The organism is Psychrobacter sp. CAL346-MNA-CIBAN-0220, from assembly GCF_040309805.1.
Classification (GTDB): Bacteria; Pseudomonadota; Gammaproteobacteria; order Pseudomonadales; family Moraxellaceae; genus Psychrobacter.
The window spans coordinates 160,490-178,989 of record NZ_JBEOPF010000003.1 but is presented as its reverse complement, the minus strand read 5'-3'; the positions used below and the strand labels follow the sequence as shown (position 1 = coordinate 178,989).

Here is an 18,500-nt window from a genome sequence, read left to right as displayed (position 1 = left end):
GGGATAAGGCTAACTTTATCCCGAATTCAGGTTAATTTATGTTTATAGAAAGGATCAACTTATGGAAGTAACGTTAAATGGCTATTACACGCTGATATTAGCAACCTTAGTGCTTTTGCTTGGACGCTTTTTGGTTAAGAGAATTAAGTTCTTAGAGGACTTTAATATTCCAGAGCCAATCGCGGGTGGTTTGATTGCTGCGATTATGGTTTATATCCTTAATTTGGTTTGGGGATATAGCTTTAACTTTCATCAAGGATTACAAACGGCAACCATGCTGATGTTTTTTGCGTCTATTGGACTCAGTGCTGATTTTGGCAGACTTAAAGCAGGTGGTACGCCTTTATTAATTTTCACCATCGTTGTGTCCGTCTTTATTGTCTTGCAAGATGTCGTTGGCGTGGCAATGGCGAGCGCCCTTGGCCTTGATCCTCTGCTCGGTTTAGTAACGGGTTCTATTGCTCTCACCGGTGGACACGGCACAGCTGGGGCATGGGGCGTGGTATTAGAAGAGCAATACGGGGTTGTTGGAGCGACAACGCTGGGTATCGCTGTTGCAACTTATGGGTTGGTAGCAGGCGGTATCGTTGGTGGTCCTGTAGCGCGCAGATTGATTCAAAGATTGGGGTTAGAACCCACACCCGTTAATCCAAACCCGAGTAAGGTTGAAAAACTCGCCAGTGAACAGTCATTATACAGCACCAAACATAATGAAGATGAGGTGCGTAGCAATAGAGAAATGTTTGAAAAACCGGATAATATTCGCCTCATTACTGCATCTTCCACTATTGAGACCTTAGCGCTATTTGCTGCTGCTTTGGCTTTTGCAGATATAATGACCCTAGTTGCAGAAGGCACTGCATTCGAATTACCAACTTTCGTCTGGGCACTAGCAGGCGGTGTGATTATTCGTAACTCGTTGACCATGACTTTTAATTTTGACATGTTTGACCGTGCTATTGATGTGATTGGTAATGCCTCTCTGAGTCTATTTTTAGCAATGGCGTTGTTGTCATTAAAATTATGGGAATTGACTGAATTAGCAGGCCCGGTATTGATTATTTTGCTGGTGCAGACTTTGGTTATGATTGTGTATGTTTACTTTGTAACCTTTAGGGTGATGGGCAAGAACTATGATGCCGCTGTTTTGTCAGCAGGACATTGCGGTTTTGGTATGGGAGCAACCCCAACTGCTATTGCCAATATGCAGGCAGTAACGGATCGCTACGTGCCATCGCATAAAGCATTTTTGATTGTACCTATGGTTGGTGCCTTCTTTGTCGATATCGTCAACGCGACCGTGTTGCAGATATTCACTAAATTACCATTTATGTAAGCTGATAACATCAAACCACTCTGAATTAAGAGAATAAAAAACCGCCTAGCATAAGCTAAGCGGTTTTTTTCAGTTTGACTAAATCTTATAAAGACTAATTTCTAGCTTATTAAACAGCTGCTTTCTGATTTTTAGCATAAACAGGTTTTTTCGCACAAAGTGCTTCAACTTTTTTGCGAGTATCAGCAATCACTTGCTCATCACCGCGACTGTCGATGACATCACACATCCAATTAGCCAATTCTTTGACGTCAGCTTCATCAAAGCCGCGAGTCGTTACTGCTGGCGTACCGATACGGATACCAGAGGTCACAAACGGTGATTTTGGATCATTTGGCACAGCGTTTTTGTTAACAGTAATATGCGCATCACCCAACCATTTGTCCGCCTCTTTACCCGTCAACTCTTGCTTGACCAAGCTGATAAGCATTAGGTGGTTTTCAGTACCGCCAGAGATGATTTCATAACCACGTTCTTGAATGACAGCGGCCATTGCTTGGGCATTTTTAACCACTTGCTGCTGATAAGTCTTAAAGTTATCTTCTAAAGCTTCTTTAAAACAAACCGCTTTGGCAGCGATCACGTGCATCAACGGGCCACCTTGGTTGCCTGGAAATACCGCTGAGTTTAATTTTTTCGCCAGTTTTTCATCACGAGAAAGAATCATACCTGAGCGTGGGCCGCGTAGTGTTTTATGCGTGGTAGTCGTTACTACGTCCGCGAACGGTACTGGGTTTGGATAAACGCCAGCGGCAGCAAGACCAGCAACGTGCGCCATATCTACCAGTAAGTACGCACCAATTTCATCAGCGATATCACGAAAACGCTGCCAATCAACCACTTGTGAATACGCTGAAAAACCAGCAATAATCATTTTAGGCTTGTGCTCACGCGCTAAGCTATCAACTTGGTCATAATCAATAAGACCCGTTTCTTCAACTAAGCCATACTGTACGGCGTTGTAGTTGATACCTGAAAAGTTAATGTGCGCGCCATGAGTCAAGTGACCACCCGCATCAAGGCTCATGCCGAGAATGGTGTCATTGGCATCAAGAAGTGCCAAGAATACGGCTGAGTTGGCTTGGCTACCTGAGTGCGGCTGAACATTTACATATTCTGCGCCAAACAATTCTTTTGCACGGTCGATAGCCAATTGCTCAACCACGTCTACATGCTCACAACCACCATAATAACGCTTGCCTGGATAGCCTTCTGCATATTTATTGGTTAAATCAGTACCTTGGGCTTCCATTACCGCTTGCGAGCAATAGTTTTCTGAAGCAATAAGTTCAATATGGTTTTCTTGACGAACGCTTTCAGCGGCCATGGCTTCAGCAAGTACGGGATCATATTCTTTGATAGATATATCTTTAAACATATTCATGTCCTATAGAGTGAGGTGACTTTTATTAGAAGGAGTTTATTAGCATAAAGCTATTAGAATAAAACTATTAAAAGGGGTCAGCCTATAATCGGCTTATCGTACTCAGCAATAATTTTGATGCCTTCCTGTATCTTAAATTTGCTGCAAAACAAGTGTACCATGAAACTTTATGTTACGAGCGCAAAAAATCTCACCTTATCTTGAGTAGGATACATGGGGATATTTTTTCTATATAAATACATATGAATCAGTAGCTTATAGATATAAAATACGACTAGCAACTGTCAATTTATATGGAAGTTATTAACCAAAAATCTAGCGATAAGAAAGCACCATAAAACACCTGACTAATTGGTCAACTACTTTAGTTTATTGATGAAATATTTAGGTGTCCAACATTTTTTGACAGAATTGTGGCAAAAATGTCTCACTGATTAATAACGTGCGCCCATACCAATCATAACGCGTTTGTCGTTGCCAACCCTTGGCCGTATGGCAAATAAAACGCTTATTAGGCAGAGTACGGCGACGCTTAAACAGCACATAGCCAATAGGCGTACCTTTTAACTGCTGTAGACGCCTTGCGCGTCCTTGCAAACTGGGTAGAGGAAAAATACTTTGCGCCCATACCCACGGTAGCTTATCGTTTCCATATAATTGTGCTTCTCGCACCCATGCTAGCATTGGACGATTAAGTGCCGATCCTTGTAACCCTAATTGCCGCTTTTGAGTCAACGACAGCACCCGATAACCCTCAAAACTACGTTGTACTCGTAGCGGTTGCCTCGCTTTTGTTTCTAACACTGCTGTCAAAGAACCTTCAGTATTGAGCCATGGTATCAGCTCAGCCGGCGGTAATATATTGGTTGAATGAGGAAAATAGCTATTGGACATAGTAAACGGCTATAAATTAAAAACTAAGGTTAAAGATTTATGACAAAAACTCAGGCATATTATCCACGTTAAATGGCAAAGCTTCATGGGCTTGCTGACGATATTGCGCCATACGCATACGATCTTCGCTACAGAAATTAGCAATCGCCGGTACAAAGCGTGGATCATAAATACGGTGTAACGAGTGAGTCTTAGTCGGAATGAAACCACGAATTAGCTTATGTTCCCCTTGGGTACCCGGATCAAAATAAGTCAACCCTTGCTCAATAGCAAACTCAAGCCCTTGATAATAGCACAGCTCAAAATGCAAACTGTCGTACTCACCAAGCGCGCCCCAATAACGACCGTATAGTGTGGTCGTTGGTAAATCCTTAGCAGGTTCAGGCTGGTTAGGAACATCATATAAGAACAAACTGCTGGCGATAATCTCACCGCTACTATCAAGTGCTTGTGCTAACATCAAATGCTCAGGCATACTTTTTGCCAATGCCATAAAGAAATCTATGCTCAAATAAGGCTGTTGCCCACGTACTGCATAAGTCATCACATAACAATGATAAAATGCTTTCCAATCCGCCTCAGTAATATCGTCACCACACTTGCGCTGGCAGTGAATACCTTGCATAGCAACTTTTCTACGCTCTGCACGAATGGTTTTACGCTTCTTCGCCTTTAAGGTCATTAAGAAATCATCAAAGTCTGCAAAAGGTTGCCCACCCTCAGCTAGGTTTTTATTTTGCCATAAAAATTGACAGCCTTGACGCTCTAAAATGAGTAAAGCGCTATTATGACTGGCTGTATTATCACTACTCAATTCAACCATGCTGTTTTCAATAGCTTTATCTATGTCATCAGCTATAGATGCTGTAAGGTTTGCTAATTCAGGCGTAACAAACAGTGCGTGCCAGCTTGATGCGCCTACTTGCTGGGCAATATCGTCTACCCCAGCTATGGCTGTATTAATAATCTCAGCACTCAGTTGTTCACCAACTGTCAGCCACAAACGTTGACCCGTAATCGGCGTATAAGGCGAGCTAGTCACCAGCCGTGGATAATAATCAATGCCATAGCGTGCATAAGCTTCTGCCCACGAATGATCAAAAACAAACTCACCTTGGTGATGGCCTTTTACGAACACAGGCATCACCGCAATCGGCTGCATCTCGGTATCTACCTCGTTTTGGCGGTAAACCAATACGAAAATAGGCAACCAGCCTGCCCGCTCGCCAATGGCACCAGTGTCACTCAATGCTTGCCAAAAGGCAAACGACATAAAAGGGGTATCAGGGGTCTGCCACTCGGCGCGTTTCTGCCAGCTCATATCGCTAACTAAAGCATACTGTAAACTCATACTCATATTACTCGTTATCGTGATATTTTTATTGGTAATCTAGCCTAGCAAATTTTTAATAGGTTGCTGTCACAATTTGCAAAAATCATCTATATTTTTAATTTATAACCAGGCACATTTAGCTGTTGGTTAACCGTATATCAAACACTTATTAGTCTTAATCGTCATTACTGTATATCTTGATGATAGACTTATTAAATTTAGGAGCACTGCTATGCTACCTTTTCATCATACACTCGCTTTTTCGACCATCAAATCAGCATTAGGGTCTACTGTTATTATCAGCAGTATATTACTGCTAACAGGCTGCGACTCTCAAAATAAGACAGCTGATAATACTGCACCAGCACAAACCGAGCACTCAGGCAACGCTGTTGCTGAGAGTGCTACCGTACCAATTGATACGGTAGCAGTCGAAACTGCCACTACTGAGGCCAACAGTGAGCCATTAACGACAACCAATCAGCAAGCTGTTAGTCCTTTAGGCTATGCAGAACTTAGCTTTGGACAGATTATAACCCCTAAAATTTTGGCGAATCGGGGACTGTCTAGGGGAGACAATTATAATGAGCAATGCTATTACGTGAGTAATCCAAAACTAAGCTATATTGATAGAGAGTATGGAGAACGTGCCTCGGTGTTATATCAAATTATAGATGATAAGGTAGCGTCAATAGTCATTCAGGATCCCACAACGTTATTTTATGTAGACATTAGTGTAGGTGATTCAGTTGATGAAGTCATGACGACTCATAATAACAATTTGGTTTATGAAGTCGATAAATATGATCAATCAGGTAACTACTACCATCTCATTCATGATATTACAGACGAGCGCGCTACTACCAATAGCACCAATCAAGTGAGCACAGTGAACGATCTGCCTCTGCAAATTAAATACAATATAGTAAACGGCAAAAAAGTTATTAATACTGCTAGTGATACAGATATTGAGTTAGATAAATGGACACCCAGTCAACTTGCACAGCTACAAGGTAATGTAGAAACGATAGAGATTGGTATTCCAGCTGCCATTAGGCTCACTGAAGGTTGCTCATAGCATAGAGTAAGGAAAATTAGACGCTTATAGGCCTTATCAAGTGTAGTAACACTCTTTAAAGAAAGCCTCCTACACGAATATAGGTGACTGACGGGTTGTTTTATTTTTTAAAATAACCTTAGAGGTTATCTACCTATTACTTATATTTAAAAAACAGCGATGCTATGGAAAGGATGATATTTACGCTGATGACTGATAGAATATGGGTCTTAATAGTTTAATATAATTCAGATACGCACGATACGAGCGCAAAGAGTATACTTGGTTCATTATGCGAGATTGACATCGTGTTTGTCATCGTATCGGATTTATAGTGAATGAACTAAACGCGTCGTCAACACTTCACTTTCAGGCAGTTTAGATTAAATCGTCAACGTGACTTTTGAATGAAGGTTAACCAAAGTTAACGAGAGAAAAATTCTAAGTAGGCTTAAAATTCTCCAAGAGCCTACTTATAAGAAACTGCTTATAAAAGATTGGCCATAAGATAATTAACGTAACCGCATAGCCCATTATTGCATAAGGGCTGTATAGAACTATTGAATCATTGAATTATATTTAAGCCTTATTATCAACGACAACCAAAAGGAATGCCCTACTACAATGTCAAAAATTATTTATACAAAAACTGACGAAGCCCCAGCGCTAGCGACTCTATCATTCTTGCCTATCGTTAAAGCGTTTACTCACACCGCAGGAATTTCTATTGAAACCACGGATATCTCCGTTGCAGCACGAGTGTTGGCTGAATTCTCCGATTACTTAAGAGAAGAACAACGCGTTCCCGACAATCTAGCTGAGCTTGGTAGACTGACGCAAGAACCTGACACCAATATTATTAAACTACCTAACGTCAGTGCCTCTATTCCCCAGTTAAAAGCGTGCATTAAAGAGTTGCAGGGCAAAGGCTACGCGATACCTAATTTTCCAGATGATCCAAAAACGGATGAAGAAAAAGAAATTCGTCAGCGCTACGGTAAGAGTTTAGGCAGTTCGGTTAACCCTGTTTTACGTGAAGGTAACTCAGATCGCCGTGCCCCAAAAGCAGTTAAGAATTTTGCGCGCAAACATCCGCATTCTATGGGTGAATGGAAGCAATGGTCACAGACGCACGTATCGCACATGCACAGTGGCGACTTCTATGCTGGTGAGCAATCTATCACTCTAGACAAAGCGCGTACCGTACGTATGGAACGCTTAGCTGAAGATGGCACTGTTAAAGTCTTAAAGCCAGAGATTGCTTTGCTTGACAAAGAAGTCATAGACCTAATGTTCATGAGCAAACAAGCGCTATGTGAATTTTATGAGCGTGAAATGGAAGATTGCCGTGAAGCCGGTATTTTATTTTCGTTGCACGTAAAAGCAACCATGATGAAGGTTTCTCACCCTATCGTATTTGGGCATGCGGTTAAAATATATTATAAAGATGCCTTCGAGAAGCACGGTGCTTTCTTTGACGAGTTAGGTATTAACGTTAATAACGGCATGGCAAGTCTGTACGAAAAAATTGCAGAGCTGCCAACCAGTAAGCGTGAAGAAATTGAACGCGACTTACATGCATGCCAAGTACATCGTCCCCGTCTTGCGATGGTTGATTCTTCAAAAGGTATTACCAACTTCCATTCACCCAGTGACATTATTGTAGATGCTTCTATGCCCGCCATGATTCGCTCAGGTGGTAAAATGTGGGGCGCTGATGGAAAAATGTATGACTGTAAAGCGGTCATGCCAGAATCTACCTTTGCGCGTATCTATCAAGAAATGATTAACTTCTGTAAATGGCATGGTAATTTTGACCCAACCACGATGGGTACCGTCCCTAATGTGGGCTTAATGGCGCAGCAAGCCGAAGAATATGGCTCACACGATAAAACTTTCGAAGCCAGCGATGCGGGTATGGCTCGAATTGTTGACGCTGAGACCGGTGAAGTATTGCTTGAGCAGCGTGTTGAAAAGGGCGATATTTGGCGCATGTGTCAGGTCAAAGATGAGCCGATTCAAGATTGGGTTAAATTGGCTGTACGCCGCGGGCGCGAATCAAATATGCCTGTAGTTTTTTGGTTAGACTCTTACCGTCCACACGAAAATGAGCTGATCAAAAAAGTGAGAACCTACCTAAAAGATCATGACACCGAAGGCCTGCACATTGAAATCATGTCACAGGTTCGCGCCATGCGTTATACCTTAGAGCGCGTCGCTCGTGGTCTTGATACTATCTCTGTTACCGGTAATATCCTAAGAGACTATTTAACCGACTTGTTCCCCATTCTAGAATTAGGAACGAGTGCTAAAATGTTGTCAGTAGTACCGCTAATGAAAGGTGGCGGTTTGTTTGAAACGGGCGCCGGTGGTTCTGCACCAAAGCACGTTCAACAGTTGTTAGAGGAAAACCATTTACGTTGGGATTCGCTGGGTGAGTTTTTAGCCTTAACGGTTTCTTTAGAGCATTTGGCAACCAACGACAATAATACTAAAGCGCAAGTCTTGGCGGATACGCTTGATAAAGCCACAGAAACTCTGTTATTAAATAACAAAGGTCCCTCACGTAAAACCGGTGAGATAGATAACCGTGGTAGTCACTTCTATCTGGCCATGTACTGGGCTCAAGAGCTGGCGGCACAAAGTGACGATGCGGAGCTAAAAGCGCAGTTTACACCACTTGCCGAAAAACTAACCAGCAATGAAGGCGCGATTGTTAAAGAACTCAATGACGTTCAAGGCAAACCTGTCGATGTCAATGGCTACTACTTTGCCGATGAAGCGTTGCTCGAACAAGCGATGCGTCCAAGCACCTTATTTAATGAGGCGATTGCATCGTTGTAATTTTTCTTAAGCCATTGTACTTAAGTAATTAGGCCTAATCGACTTTGCATTTTAAAGCTGTTTAAGCCCATACAAAAAACACCTCAACAGTCTAAGACTATTGGGGTGTTTTTTATTACATTGCAGTTGTTAAGACGTTTTAAAACCGCATAAAGAAGCCATCTACTTTAGCAGATGGCTTCTTAACTAATAAAGGGTATAAAATAAATAAAGCGATTAGACATCCATGTGCTTAATCACCGCTTTACCAAACTCAGAAGTACTTAATAGGATAGCATCCGGCATTAAACGCTCAAAGTCATAAGTGACTGTTTTATTCTTGATAGCGCCTTGAATGCCTTCGATAATGAGGTCGGCAGCTTCTGTCCAGCCCATATCACGCAACATCATCTCAGCTGACAAAATAAGCGAACCTGGGTTTACTTTATTCTGGCCCGCATACTTAGGCGCTGTACCATGAGTCGCTTCATAAACAGCGATTGCGCCGCCTTTGTTAGCACCTGGTGCGATACCAATACCACCAACTTCTGCCGCTAGGGCGTCAGAGATATAGTCGCCGTTTAGGTTCAGAGTAGCAATGACTGAATAATCAGCAGGACGCATCAAGATTTGCTGTAAGAACGCATCAGCGATCACGTCTTTAATGACGATCTCATTACCTGTTTTTGGGTTCTTCATGGTCATCCAAGGACCACCGTCTAGCAATTGGGCACCGAAACGCTCAGTTGCAAGCTCATAGCCCCAGTCTTTAAACGCGCCTTCAGTGTACTTCATGATGTTACCCTTATGAACTAGAGTCACACTGGGTAAATCATTATCGATAGCATGTTGAATGGCTTTACGTACCAGACGCTGTGACCCTTCTTTTGATACCGGCTTAATACCGATACCACAGTTTTCTGGGAAACGAATTTTGGTTACGCCCATCTCATTTTGTAAGAAGTCAATTACTTTGATCGCGTCGTCAGTACCTGCTTTCCACTCAATACCCGCATAGATATCTTCAGAGTTTTCACGAAAGATAATCATATCCGTTAGTTCAGGATGATGCACTGGGCTGGGTACGCCTTCGAACCAACGTACGGGACGCTGACAAACATAGAGGTCAAGCTCTTGACGCAATGCGACGTTTAATGAACGCATACCGCCACCAACGGGCGTGGTCAATGGACCTTTGATACTGATCACATAGTCACGTAAAATTTCAAGGGTCTCTTCTGGCATAAAGGCGCCATCATAGATGTTAGAGGCTTTTTCGCCACAATATACTTCCATCCAAATGATTGATTTTTTGCCTTTATAAGCTTTTTCTACTGCCGCATCAACCACTTTAATCATGACAGGAGTAATATCTACGCCGATACCATCACCTTCGATGAATGGAATAATCGGATGATTAGGGACATTAAACGATAAATCAGCATTTACGGTTACTTTTTCGCCGTCTCTTGGTACGATAACCTTATCATAGGACATGGAATAAAACTCCTTAGTAGTATGTTTGATATCCCAAGCATGCTTGTCACTCTATTATACTGGCTACTTTTTATGCTTGTAGCATTGTAAACCCTTACTTTATCAGCAAAAGTAAAGTCGAGTGGCCTGCTTGGCGAGGGTGTAGTCAATCGTTTTAACAAAGAATTAATAGTGCTAAAAATAATATAACGCCTACTATTAATGGCTCATATGATCAAAATATATAAACGAATAGACGCAAACAATAAGTGCTTTTTGCAAAAGTTTAACAATGGTTGATTATTTTTTTTAATCTTAATAAGCGTAGGAACTTTCAAAAACCAACTTCTATATAGTACTAAAGTAAGAACTTAGCTGATAATTTTTCTCGTCTATGAGCGATATACAAGTATCAATCTTGTAAATACCACTATCTTACAATGGGTTTGATTTATCATTCAGTATACACTTATACTTGACTAATATTGATTATTAATCTTGTTTCTTTTGCTGCTATTAGGCTTTAATTTGCATTATCATGCGCGACTCTATCACTTTATTTATGTTTTACATTAGGAATAGCACCGCTATGTCGACTTCAAGCCTCATCTTATTTAATAAACCTTATGGCGTACAAAGCCAGTTCCGTGATGATGGTGGTAATGCCCATACTACGCTTGCTCCTTACTTCACTGATAAATCATTGCGCGTTGCTGGTCGGCTTGATGCGACCTCTGAGGGTTTATTGATTCTAACCAATGATGGACGAGTAAATAAGGCGATTACCCAACCGCCACACACCAATAACTTTAAGCAAAATAACCATAAACAAGGTAAGACGTATTTGGTACAAGTTGAGGGGCTAGCAACACCGACACAATTAGCAGAACTGGCGGCTGGTGTGATGTTAAAAGACGGCAAAACCTTACCAGCCACTGCGGTGCTGATTGCAGAGTCAGACTTACCTATCGCATTATGGCAACGCAATCCCCCTATTCGTGAGCGTAAAAATATACCAACCTCATGGCTGATTCTCACTATTTATGAAGGTAAAAACCGCCAAGTTCGGCGTATGGCTGCGCATGTCGGTCTGCCTTGTTTGCGTTTGATTCGCTGGTCGGTTGCAGGGTTCGAGCTGGGTTCACTGGGAGTTGGTGAATTTGTACGCATTCATCTCAATACCGAACGCTGCTGGCAGTTGGGTATTGCTGATTAGTAGCTTTATATTTTAGTATTCAAATCAGTCAATGCTCAAATCGAAACTTCTAGATCTGAACGCCTATATCTATACTAGTACCATTAAATGTATGCCGTCAAAACCGTTACGAAGTTTTAAACGCTGGGACTCGAACGGGTAAGATTTATCTGTTAAAATTCAATACCTTATTATGTACGTGTGATGGGTTTTATTGACCTACTATTTAGCCCGTTTAAGTTAAGGATATATCATGCTCATCTCTTATCGTTTTGCCCTTCTCGCCGCCAGTGTATCCGCAGCACTCTCGCTTAGCGCTTGTCAGCCTGCCACTGACGATACCGATGCAACACCAATAAAAGAAGTTATGCCGCCACCAGTTGCGGTGCCTGAGACAGAAACAGGGACAGATGTTCATGTTGGTCATGATATGACAGGTGATGAGATGATGGATAGTGATGACCCACAAATGACGGATATTCTCAAAGATTACACCAAATCGATGACTAGAATGCATGATGAAATGATGGTTGGTATGAACTATAATGATCCAGATGTGGCGTTTGCTAAAAGTATGCTCGGACATCATCGCGGTGCAATAGATATGGCTAGTATTGAACTAAGATACGGCACTGACGCTAGCATGCGTAAGCTGGCACAAAAAGTTATCGACTCGCAGCAGTTAGAGATTAATACCATGAATAAGTGGCTTGCTAGCCATCCTGATGCCCCAAAACCCAAGCCTGAAACCCAAGCTATGCAGCAAGCGTATACCGACGGCATGGATGAAATGCATGGAGAGATGATGCTTGGTATCGCAGACCCAGTACCGGATATGGCGTTTGTTCGCGGTATGCTACCCCATCATGTAGGCGCCGTAGATATGGCCATGGTGCAGCTGAAATATGGTAAAGATAAAGAGATGCGCAAGTTGGCACAAGAAATTATCGACGCTCAGCAACCTGAGATTGAATTTATGCAAGACTGGATTGCAATTTATGATACCGATGATGAACTTATTCAGGATGAAAAGGATAAACAAGAAGAGGCTGACGCTAAAAAAGCGGCTGCCTAAATGTTGTTACCCGTCATTATTATTCACCCTATTGTTTATACAAAAAAAAGCTTAATAGCGACTAACATCAAACCCTTGTTAGACAGATTGTTTAGCAAGGGTTTAATGTTAGTCTACTGCTGACAGGATTGTAAAAAATATTATTTATTCTCTACAGTTTGGTCCTAGGCTCAGGGTGCGAGTTTGATATTAAGAACGTGTTATTCCTTCAAGCCAAGTTTGCCATGCCGGAGTCACCGTACTCGCTTCATTTTCTACTCGATTATTAATTCGTGCTAAGCTTAAATTAACCTTATAAGGAGATGACTTACTCTCCTTGTCTTGTTTTTTATCAGCGCTATCCTCTTTTATCTTAGGTACTACTGTGACAGATATGAGCTCATCACGACGAAATAGATGACAGTTAATGTCATGCTGGGCTCTGCTTACAGTAGCCAGCTGCTTGGTACTGGCTTTGATACCATCAAGCGCGATAATGATATCGTGGGCAGAAATACCGGCTTTAGCAGCCAAGCTACCGCGTTGAACCCGATTAACACTAAGTCCGGCTGGCGTTTCACTACAGCGCATGCCCCAAGGGATATTTTTAGCAGCAGTTTCTTTGTTATCAGTATGAATATTAATACCGTTCGCGGTTAACAGCTTTTCAATCGGTAATTCTTCTATGCCATTAACATAGCGGTACTCAAAATCCTCCCAATCTGCTTTTGGTATAAACTGCCCAATGACCGTGCCCATATCGGCACTACTGATCCCAATACGCTGACTGTCTTGCTGCTTGGCTTGGGCATAAAACGCTTTGACCACATCGAACAAGCGATAGCGGCCTTTGCTCTTTTGCAATAATGTTAAATCCAAGCACAGCGCTACTAGTGCGCCTTTATTGTAATAACTGATACCAGCATTACCGGTATTTTCATCGCTACGATAAAGTTTAATCCAGGCATCAAAACTCGACTCAGCGACACTTTGGTGCGCACGGCCATGCGTTTGATAATAGCGATTAATCTGCTCAGCTAATAAGGTCAGATAGCTTGGTTTATCAATCACACCAGATGCCTGCAACATAAAGTCATCAATATAAGAGGTAAAACCTTCAAATACCCACAGCAGCGGGGTAAAGGCTTCTTTACGCAAATCAACCTCTAGCATGACATCGGGACGCACCGTTTTAACCCACCATGCATGAAAATATTCGTGGCTACAAAGTCCTAGGAAACGTTGATAAGCAGCATCTGGCATCTCAGGCTCATCAGCACGTGGTAAATCGCTACGCGGAGTGATTAAGCTGGTAGAATTAATATGCTCAAGACCACCATAGTCTTGACCACTGGCATAAGTCATAAAGGTATAATCGCTAAACGGCGCGTCTCCTAGCCAATTCAGATAAGTTTGGCAAATTTGGGTGATATCCTGCTGTAGTCGTCCTATATTGGCGCTATGCTTACCGGAAATAAAAAAACGATGGCTTAAGGTCTGGTGCTGCTCATCGTGAATGATAAAACTAAACTTATCTTGCACAGCAATCTCAAACGGATGGTCAAGTAGCTGGTAATAACTGTCTGCTTGCAGCCCGTAGGCATGTTGACTGTCGCTGTATAAATGAGTGGCATCAAGGCCGCATGCCAAAGTGATATCACTTTCCTTTTTATCCCCTAGAAACGCTGCTGGCACTAGCAAACTTACTTGTACTGACGACTGCTCCTGCCCCTCAACTGCTAATGCCAACGAGGTAAAGTTACCGTATAAACGCTGCTGATCAACATAAGCAGTACGTACCGACAAGTCATAGCAGTAGACTTCATAATGCACGCTTAGCGTCTGCCCTGCCTCAACTTGTGGCAGCTGCCAGGTGTGTTTATCGATCTTTTGGGCGCGATACTTATTTGTGTGATGATGAGTCGCCTGATGGTCGTGGCTAGACGCTTTATTTTCATCTACTCTCTGCTGGTCGTCTAGCTGATAATGCACCGCAGTAATATGGCGGGCAAATTCGCGCATCAAATAACTGCCTGGAATCCACGCCGGTAGCCAAAGCTGCGGCGCATCTGTACTGGCCGTAAAAGTTAACGAGACATCAACCAGATGCTCATGAAAGCGCGCAAAATCAAGCCGATAATTGATAGCGGCAGTAGTCTTAGTATTTGAATTCTCTATAGGGTTGTCAGAAAAACGAGTAAGGTCAGTCATAGTCAATACTTATCATTATGTTTATAGTCATGTTAAAAGTCCTACGTTAAAAACGCAACTGCTAAGCGCTAAAGGGTTATAACTCATCATGAGTTTTTCATGCGCTTTTAATGGACGTGGCATCAGCTGCGCATAGACATCGTTTTTTATGGAATAAATCGAATTTAACTTGATATTTTCTATATTTATTTTAGCGCTATTCCTATTCAAATCATGGTTATTCCGACTACTTTTATCCAATATGAGTCAAAATTGAACCAAATTAAAGCTAATTGGCACTAATTAAGCTTTTTTATGCTATTTACCTTGAAAGTTATTACTGCCATCTCAATTAAAGATGCTAACTGTTAAAGTTACTCGAATAAACTGACGATAATAAACTGATGACGTGGCTTTTTAGCTGGTTGATTGGCTTTTTTAGGTTTATTACAACCGTATTTAATTTTTATATAAATATATTTAGGATAATCTATGACTACTATCGTAAAAGACACCGCCGTCAAATTTAACTACATTCTAAAAGACGACGAAGGCAACGTCCTTGACCAATCTCCAGAAGGTCAACCACTTGCCTATTTACATGGCCACAGCAACATCATTCCTGGTCTTGAGCAGCAATTAGAAGGCAAATCTGCTGGCGAAAAAGTAAACGCTGTTGTTGAGCCTACTGATGGCTACGGCGAATATCAAGAACAAGCAGTACAACATGTACCACGTGACAACTTCCAAGGCGTTGACGATATTCAGCCTGGTATGCAGTTTCAGTCAGAAGCTGGCGGCCAAGTAATGTTAGTTACTGTTACTGATGTCAATGATGACGAAGTAATTGTTGATGCCAACCATCCGCTAGCTGGTAAGCGTTTGACTTTTGATGTTGAAATCCAAGAAGTACGTGCCGCTACTGAAGAAGAACTTACTCATGGCCATGTCCATGGTGCAGGCGGCGTTGAGCACTAATCTGGTATAAATGTATGATGGAAAATATTTAGACTATGAGTTAATTTGATTAATTTTGTCGTCTAAAACAAAAAAGCCAGTAGCAATGTCTACTGGCTTTTTTTATGTGATAAATTTATGCATATAAAACAAGTTTGTAATATTTAAAAGTCGGCACTATAAATTTTTCACTGCATAAAATTAAGATCTACCAAACGCAATAAAACCGTATAGTGACAAGCACCATACGGTTTCTATTACTAACATCCTTGTTAACGTAACCACCGACCTAATCCCGAGGTAAGTGGTCACTGACAGGCATCCAGCCTTATCATCCGTAATCAGCAAGTCATCCCTGACCCAATCTTTAAATACCAATCCCTAGTATCATTCAACCGTGCCATGAGTTTATAATCGCAGATTGCACGGCTTTTGGTAAGAGGTTAGAACGTCATTACCTGTAAGCATATGCTTACGTAGTTTTTCTTGCTACTTATAAACTACAATTTTTCTTCAGGGCTTATGGTGACTTTTGGATCAGCGCTAAGCATTAAGTAAGCCGCTTCATTGATAAAAGCCTCATCTTCTGGTAGCTCTGTGCGCTCATTAACTTTCATTTGGCTGCGCTCTTCAAACTTGGCATCCATTGCTGCCTGATAGATATTCCAGTTGCCATAAGGACGCTCTCCGCTCGCTATTAGACGTTTATTCTCGGCTGCTAATGAGCTTTGCTCGATTAGCTTCATCTTGGCGCGGCGACTATTAATATCAAGGTTAATTGGTTTTTTCCCATCGTCCATATCTCGAATCTCATTCAGCGTCGATAAGTAGACAAATTGTGGGTTTTGCTGTTGGCGAATGGTAGATTGCTGGTTTAACGTGGCTAGAGTATTGGCACTAAACTTAGCTTCAGGCTTATAGGGCGCAGTTTTAATGGTATCCCAAGGTAAGGCATTTTTCTGCGCGCGCTCACCAAAGGTGGCATCATCATAGATATTGACCAGCTCCACATCAGGGACAACCCCTTTGTTTTGAGTACTGCCGCCCGTGATACGATAAAATTTACGCTGAGTTAAGGTTGCAGAACCCAAAGCTAAATTGTCCAGTTGAATTTGTGCAGAGCCTTTACCAGTGGTGGTACTACCGACCACCAGACCGCGTCCATAATCTTGAATAGCAGCGGCAAATATCTCACTGGCAGATGCTGAAGCTAGATTGGTTATGACAACTATCTTGCCGTCGTATAGCTGCTTGCCACCATCATCATCGCGATAGACTTGAATATTACCGCGATTATCGCGAATTTGTACCAGTGGACCACTTTTTATAAATAAACCCAGCATTCTGGCTACTTCATCTAATGAGCCCCCAGGATTATTACGTAAATCAATCACTAGGCCGTCGATATTTTCTTTATTCAACGCTTTGATTGCCTGCTCAGTATCAATACTGACGCTACGATATTCTTCACCATTACGGCGCGCGCGATAGTTCAAATAAAAGCTCGGTATCTCAAGCACACCTATACGTTTTGGGGTAGCATCAATATTAGGGCGCTGTATCTCTACCACCCGCTGAGTGACGCCTGACTCTTCTTGCTCGATAATATCACGCACCACAGTTATCGTACGAGCGCTCGCTTCAGGGGTGTTGGGCTGACGTAACTTTAGGGTCACCGAAGTGCCACGCTTACCGCGAATCATACTGACGATCTCACGCGTTGACCAGCCAACCACATCGGTCATGGTTTTTCCATCTTTGGCAATACCAACAATTAAGTCATTAGGCTTGATCTGTCCTGTTTTTGCCGCTGGTCCGCCATCTACTAACGTCACAATACGAGTATAGTCTGGATTTTTACGATCAGGGCGGATAGAGACGCCAATACCTTCTAGTTGTAAACTCGATTGAATCTGTAACTCTGTTGCTTGGACAGGCGCATAGTAGTTACTGTGCGGATCATAAGTGAGCATAGCGGTATTTAATACCGTCTCCATAATTTCATCATCTTTAAGACGTTTAAACTGCTCTTGCTGCCTTGATAAGCGATTGAGCAGAATCTCACTGGGGGTGCGCTCATCATTGCGTGCTAGATCTTGTCCGCGAGTAATATCTGGATTGTTCAAAAACACTTTTTCTTTGGCCTTTTCATCTTCTTGACCTAAAGTGATACTCATCAGCTGAAACTTAAGCTGGCGTGCCCAATAGTCGCGCTGGGCTTTTTTAGTCTTAAAGTGAGGAAGTTTTTCACGGTCCAGAACTATGGTCTCACTACCGGTCAAATCGATATCAGTCTTGAGCATCTTTGTTGCCATCTCAAAATACTCATTTGAGCGCTTACGATAGCGCTCAAAAACCTCTACTCCTGCAGATAAGTCACCGCGCTTAAGACGGCTACCGAACTCGCTACCGTACTTTTTCTTAAATTCATCGACATCAGATTGCAGAAACAAGGTGTGATTAGGGTCAAGGCTATCAATATACATAGACAGAATTTTACTGCCCATGTCACTATCGAGAGGCTGGTTAAGATAGTGACTGCGATCAAGTAATGCGGCTACTTGACGGGTAGTGGTTTTTTGTTCAGGCGTCTGTACAAAGCCTTCTGTTTCGGTGTTTGCGACCGCAGTGCCATAGCTTTGGGTAAGAATAAGACCAGCGATGCCCACTGACGCTGCACTGAGTAACCACTGTGCTGGTTGTTTTTTCATCATATATACCTAGTTGTCTTGGTTTAATTTATGGTCTTAAGTAAAAAATACCTGAAATATAATTTGTTGTGATGAGAATATCTTTACTAT

At 42.1% G+C, this 18,500-nt stretch carries 12 protein-coding genes; 6 read left to right on the top strand and 6 right to left on the bottom strand.

Annotated elements, in window-relative coordinates; all coding sequences use genetic code 11:
- Nucleotides 1-61: 61 nt before the first annotated feature.
- The gene (gene gltS / locus AAEY88_RS08400; RefSeq protein WP_350561355.1) at nt 62-1,336 is read left to right on the top strand and encodes a sodium/glutamate symporter; all 1,275 of its coding nucleotides are present in this window, start codon (nt 62-64) and stop codon (nt 1,334-1,336) included.
- A 109-nt stretch (nt 1,337-1,445) separates the two neighbouring features.
- Here gltS and glyA read toward each other — a convergent pair whose 3' ends face one another.
- From glyA to AAEY88_RS08385, 3 genes are all read right to left on the bottom strand, one after another.
- Nucleotides 1,446-2,714 (bottom strand): serine hydroxymethyltransferase, encoded by a 1,269-nt coding sequence (gene glyA / locus AAEY88_RS08395; RefSeq protein WP_350561353.1) that lies wholly within the window; start codon nt 2,712-2,714, stop codon nt 1,446-1,448.
- Between the two features lie 390 nt (nt 2,715-3,104).
- Entirely contained in the window at nt 3,105-3,614 is a 510-nt protein-coding gene (locus tag AAEY88_RS08390; protein WP_350561351.1) for a chorismate lyase, read from the bottom strand.
- 37 nt (nt 3,615-3,651) lie between these two features.
- Entirely contained in the window at nt 3,652-4,965 is a 1,314-nt protein-coding gene (locus tag AAEY88_RS08385) for a peptidogalycan biosysnthesis protein (protein WP_350561580.1), read from the bottom strand.
- A 214-nt stretch (nt 4,966-5,179) separates the two neighbouring features.
- On the opposite strand from AAEY88_RS08385, the gene AAEY88_RS08380 reads away from it, so the two are divergent.
- Both AAEY88_RS08380 and AAEY88_RS08375 read left to right on the top strand, forming a co-directional pair.
- Complete coding sequence (locus tag AAEY88_RS08380) at nt 5,180-6,025, top strand: hypothetical protein (RefSeq protein ID WP_350561349.1); 846 nt, start codon at nt 5,180-5,182, stop codon at nt 6,023-6,025.
- Between the two features lie 603 nt (nt 6,026-6,628).
- Nucleotides 6,629-8,848, top strand: a complete 2,220-nt coding sequence (locus AAEY88_RS08375) for an NADP-dependent isocitrate dehydrogenase (protein WP_350561347.1) — start codon at nt 6,629-6,631, stop codon at nt 8,846-8,848.
- A gap of 216 nt (nt 8,849-9,064) precedes the next feature.
- On the opposite strand, the gene icd is transcribed toward AAEY88_RS08375, so the two are convergent.
- Nucleotides 9,065-10,324 (bottom strand): NADP-dependent isocitrate dehydrogenase, encoded by a 1,260-nt coding sequence (gene icd / locus AAEY88_RS08370; protein ID WP_350561345.1) that lies wholly within the window; start codon nt 10,322-10,324, stop codon nt 9,065-9,067.
- A 568-nt stretch (nt 10,325-10,892) separates the two neighbouring features.
- On the opposite strand from icd, the gene AAEY88_RS08365 reads away from it, so the two are divergent.
- A complete protein-coding gene (locus AAEY88_RS08365; RefSeq protein WP_350561343.1) occupies nt 10,893-11,519 on the top strand; it encodes a pseudouridine synthase in 627 nt (208 codons plus the stop codon).
- 232 nt (nt 11,520-11,751) lie between these two features.
- Nucleotides 11,752-12,573 (top strand): DUF305 domain-containing protein, encoded by an 822-nt coding sequence (locus AAEY88_RS08360; RefSeq protein WP_350561341.1) that lies wholly within the window; start codon nt 11,752-11,754, stop codon nt 12,571-12,573.
- A 189-nt stretch (nt 12,574-12,762) separates the two neighbouring features.
- On the opposite strand, the gene AAEY88_RS08355 is transcribed toward AAEY88_RS08360, so the two are convergent.
- Nucleotides 12,763-14,763: a PDZ domain-containing protein gene (locus AAEY88_RS08355; RefSeq protein ID WP_350561339.1), complete on the bottom strand. Its 2,001-nt coding sequence runs from the start codon at nt 14,761-14,763 to the stop codon at nt 12,763-12,765.
- Nucleotides 14,764-15,234: 471 nt separating this feature from the next.
- Between AAEY88_RS08355 and AAEY88_RS08350 the strand changes: the two genes are divergently transcribed.
- On the top strand, nt 15,235-15,720 hold the full coding sequence (locus tag AAEY88_RS08350) for a peptidylprolyl isomerase (RefSeq protein WP_350561337.1): 486 nt from the start codon (nt 15,235-15,237) through the stop codon (nt 15,718-15,720).
- 479 nt (nt 15,721-16,199) lie between these two features.
- On the opposite strand, the gene AAEY88_RS08345 is transcribed toward AAEY88_RS08350, so the two are convergent.
- A complete protein-coding gene (locus tag AAEY88_RS08345) occupies nt 16,200-18,410 on the bottom strand; it encodes a carboxy terminal-processing peptidase (protein ID WP_350561578.1) in 2,211 nt (736 codons plus the stop codon).
- Between the last annotated feature and the right edge of the window lie 90 nt (nt 18,411-18,500).

Coding starts and splice junctions, on each gene's coding strand:
- gltS (WP_350561355.1), top strand. CDS start 62: ATGGAAGTAACGTTAAATGGCTATTACACGCTGATATTAGCAACCTTA.
- glyA (WP_350561353.1), bottom strand. CDS start 2,714: ATGTTTAAAGATATATCTATCAAAGAATATGATCCCGTACTTGCTGAA.
- AAEY88_RS08390 (WP_350561351.1), bottom strand. CDS start 3,614: ATGTCCAATAGCTATTTTCCTCATTCAACCAATATATTACCGCCGGCT.
- AAEY88_RS08385 (WP_350561580.1), bottom strand. CDS start 4,965: ATGAGTTTACAGTATGCTTTAGTTAGCGATATGAGCTGGCAGAAACGC.
- AAEY88_RS08380 (WP_350561349.1), top strand. CDS start 5,180: ATGCTACCTTTTCATCATACACTCGCTTTTTCGACCATCAAATCAGCA.
- AAEY88_RS08375 (WP_350561347.1), top strand. CDS start 6,629: ATGTCAAAAATTATTTATACAAAAACTGACGAAGCCCCAGCGCTAGCG.
- icd (WP_350561345.1), bottom strand. CDS start 10,324: ATGTCCTATGATAAGGTTATCGTACCAAGAGACGGCGAAAAAGTAACC.
- AAEY88_RS08365 (WP_350561343.1), top strand. CDS start 10,893: ATGTCGACTTCAAGCCTCATCTTATTTAATAAACCTTATGGCGTACAA.
- AAEY88_RS08360 (WP_350561341.1), top strand. CDS start 11,752: ATGCTCATCTCTTATCGTTTTGCCCTTCTCGCCGCCAGTGTATCCGCA.
- AAEY88_RS08355 (WP_350561339.1), bottom strand. CDS start 14,763: ATGACTGACCTTACTCGTTTTTCTGACAACCCTATAGAGAATTCAAAT.
- AAEY88_RS08350 (WP_350561337.1), top strand. CDS start 15,235: ATGACTACTATCGTAAAAGACACCGCCGTCAAATTTAACTACATTCTA.
- AAEY88_RS08345 (WP_350561578.1), bottom strand. CDS start 18,410: ATGAAAAAACAACCAGCACAGTGGTTACTCAGTGCAGCGTCAGTGGGC.